Source organism: Sulfuricaulis sp. (assembly GCF_049587675.1).
Taxonomy (GTDB): domain Bacteria; phylum Pseudomonadota; class Gammaproteobacteria; order Acidiferrobacterales; family Sulfurifustaceae; genus Sulfuricaulis.
Genome location: NZ_JBAVEJ010000070.1, coordinates 1 through 3,480, shown reverse-complemented (window position 1 = coordinate 3,480; position 3,480 = coordinate 1). Strand labels below are relative to the sequence as shown.

Sequence of the window (3,480 nt, the reverse complement as noted above, 5' to 3'; positions counted from 1 at the left end):
CAAAACCTTTGGCCTTGCGTACGCCGCTACATCCACCCTGCCATCGGCATCAGCGGTGTCCAGGACCCCACGGCCCTTTGTCTTGTCTAAATATTCGTTCAGATCCATTTCATGCTCCGGAACGGGCTTTTTCATTTGTCTGGAATCTAATCATATTTGCGGTGATTGCCTGCGCCCCGAACCTTGCTCAGCTATCCCGCCCATTTTTTTTGATGACAGTCTGGCTCAAGTAGGTTATGGATTGCCAAAAACGGACTGAGGAGGCCCCATAAGGATGCCCGGAGTCAGTCCCGATTATAACCCCGCAGTTATATCCTACGCGTTAGCCTAGCACTGCGCCTGCCCCCAAAAAAAGAACGGGACATTTCTTGCGTTCTTTGGTACACCATGGTGCATGGACACTAAAAGTACGATTCAGGAGCGGTTGGCGGGTGGCGAGGGGACTGCACTGGTCAAGGAGTGGCTCAGAGCCAACAAGGGCAAAGGGCGAGCAGCACTGGCGCGCCATGTGTGTGAGCGTCTGGATATGAGAGATGCTCGGGGTCGATTGCGGCAAGGGGGCGCACAGAAGGCGTTGCGGGTACTGGAGGCGCGAGGCTACTGGCGATTGCCGAAGCCTCAGAGCCGCGGGCCGGGGCGCTGGAAGCCGCGACGGCTGGGCCAGCGGGTTGCTGAACCGCGGAAGATGCCGGAGCGGGTGGAGCAGGTGCAGGGGTTGTCTCTGGTGGGAGTCAGCCGTGAGCAGGACGAACTGTTCCGAACGTGGAACGAGTTGATCGAAACGGAACATCCGCTGCACGACAGCCGGATGGTGGGGCGGCAGGTGCGCTACTTGATCGGGTCCGAGCACGGTTGGTTGGGTGCACTGGGGTTTGGTTCCTGTGCGCTGCGACTGGCGCCGCGCGACGAATGGATCGGGTGGGATGAGCCGACACGGAGGCTTTTTCAGGATCGGGTGCTGGACATGCGGCGATTTCTGATTCGACCCAGCGTGCACTGCGAGAACTTGGCGAGTCGGGTTTTGAGTATGGCCGCGGAACGCGTGGGGCCGGATTTTGCGCGACGATATGGCTTCGAGCCTTGGCTGCTGGAGAGCTTCGTGAATACCGAGGCGTATGAGGGGACCTGTTATCAGGCGGCCAACTGGTTGTGTGTGGGCGAGAGCAGCGGCCGTGGACGCAACGGGCCCAACAAGCCCCAGGTGGCCCGCAAAGAGGTCTATGTGTACGAACTGAATCGGCGCTGGCGCCGGCAGATGGGGATCGTGCCCAAGAGCGAACAAATCACCCCCCTGAGTCTGGAGGAGTCGTTGTGTGCTGAGGGGTGGGTGGAGGCGGAGTTTGGGGAAGCGGACTTGGGGCATCAGGACACGACGCAGCGGCTGCTGCGTATTGCGAAAGCAAAAGCGCGCAATCCGTCGGCTTCGTATACGGAGTGCTTCGCCGGAGATCGTCACGAATTGAAGGCGTACTACCGGTTTATCGGCAAGCAGCGGGCGCAGATGAGCCCGGAGGGCATTCTTAGCGGGCATCGCCGGCAGACCATACGACGGATCAAAGGGTATGGCCGCGTGCTGGCGATCCAAGACACGACCGATCTGGACTTCTCGGATCGATTGCACTGCAACGATCTGGGCGACATCGGCAAGAACCAGACCGGCGCTGTCAGCCAAGGGCTGAAGATGCACTCGGCGCTGGCCCTGAGTGAGGACGGCTTGCCATTGGGCGTACTGGGCACCCACATCTATGCCTCGCATTTCGACAGCGAAGACAAGGCGCACAACCGCCCCATCGAAGAAAAGGAATCCTACCGGTGGTTGCGCACCATCGAAGAGCTGCGGGAGATAGCACAATGGGTTCCTGAGACCGAACTGATCGCGGTGGGCGACCGTGAGAGCGATCTGTTCGAGCTCTTCGACTATCGTCGGCGTAAGGCCCGCAACATTCATCTGCTCGTGCGTGCGCGTTATGACCGCTGCCTGGAAGAGGAACCCCGAAAGTTGTTCGCTCATTTGGAGGCGTTGCCCGTAATGGGTGAAGCGCACATCGCGGTACCGCGCCAACGCGAGAAGAAGGGTAAACCCAGCAAACCCGGAAGGATCGGCCTGCCGGCACGCCGGGCAAAGGTCCAACTGCACTGGGACAAGGTGACGATCAGCGCGCCGCAAACGACACAAACCCGGCACATGGCGGCTGTGGAACTGCGCGCGTTGCTGCTGAGGGAAGTCGATCCCCCCAAGGGTGTCAAACCGTTGCGCTGGGTGCTGTTGACCACAGTGCAGATCGAATCGCGCAAGCAAGCGCTCCGTTGCGTGCGGTGGTACAGCCGTCGGTGGCGCATTGAAGAATGGCATCGTGTTCTGAAAAGTGGTTGCCGTGTTGAAGCCCATCAGCATCAAAGCGCAGCCAAACTGGCCCGCGCCATCGCTATCGATACGGTCATGGCTTGGCGAGTCATGCTCCTGACCTTGCTCGGCCGTGAGGCCCCCGAGCTGCGCTGCGAGCTCATCTTCGACCCATGGGAATGCCGCCTGCTCGAAGAACTTCAACCCTTCGTAGCTCCCGAGACGATGCGGGGGCAAAAAAAAGGGCTCTACGCATCGCCATTGCCAATATCATCCTCTCGCGACTCGGCGGGGCCCTCAACAGAAACCCCCGCGATTTGCCCGGACCTCAAACGATCATGCGCGGTCTCTGTCGCTTCCACGACATCGAAATCGGCTACCGGCTGGGGAAAGGAGTATCTGTAGATGCGATTGCTATCAGGAGATTTTAGGGATACGCGCAGTCCTAGCCCCAACCATTTCTTGCCATAGGAAATCTTTGAGAGACGTTGTGAAATGATCCGCGGTCACAGGTTGACAGAAGGAATTAACCTAGGCCAGCCAACGTTTCCTTCTCCTGTAGTGCTTGACGTCACGATAGCTCTTTTTCCCGATCTCAGTCAATCCCAGGTAGAACTCCCTCACGTCTTCGTTGTTCCGTAAGGTCTCTCCATCCCCGTCGAGCACGACCCGCCCGTTCTCCATCACGTAGCCGTATTGTGCGTATTGAAGGGCCATGGCGGCGTTCTGCTCTGCCAGCAGCATTGCCACCTTTTCCTCCTCGTTGAGACGTTGGATGATGTCAAAGATTTCCTTTACCAGGAGAGGGGCTAGTCCCATGGATGGTTCGTCCAGGAGCATGATCCTGGGCTTGGCCATGAGCGCGCGGCCGATGGCACACATCTGCATTTCACCGCCGGATATGTATCCCGTTTTGGCATGCCTGCGTTCCCGCAGCCTGGGAAAATACTTGTAAACGTTGTCAAGGGCGACCCGAATGCCCTTTTCCCGGCCCCTTGTGTAGGCGCCTGTCAGGAGATCGTCCTCCACAGTGAGGTGCACAAAGGTGTGCCTTCCTTCCATCACCTGGATGACTCCGAGTTTGACCACTGCCGGCGCATACAACTTATCAATGCGTCTGCCGTCAAACTCCACGG

2 protein-coding genes are annotated in these 3,480 nt (G+C 58.7%); one reads left to right on the top strand and one right to left on the bottom strand.

What is annotated here, in order from left to right; genetic code table 11:
* The first annotated feature begins 394 nt into the window (after positions 1 to 394).
* Complete coding sequence (locus WB402_RS03635) at positions 395 to 2,749, top strand: IS4 family transposase (RefSeq protein ID WP_424205551.1); 2,355 nt, start codon at positions 395 to 397, stop codon at positions 2,747 to 2,749.
* Positions 2,750 to 2,875: 126 nt separating this feature from the next.
* On the opposite strand, the gene WB402_RS03630 is transcribed toward WB402_RS03635, so the two are convergent.
* Positions 2,876 to 3,480, bottom strand: a 605-nt coding sequence (locus WB402_RS03630) for an ABC transporter ATP-binding protein (RefSeq protein ID WP_424205550.1), incomplete at its 5' end; no start/stop codon positions are given.

What these genes read in the sequence shown, in the direction of transcription:
- WB402_RS03635 (WP_424205551.1), top strand. Translation starts at nt 395, where the DNA reads ATGGACACTAAAAGTACGATTCAGGAGCGGTTGGCGGGTGGCGAGGGG.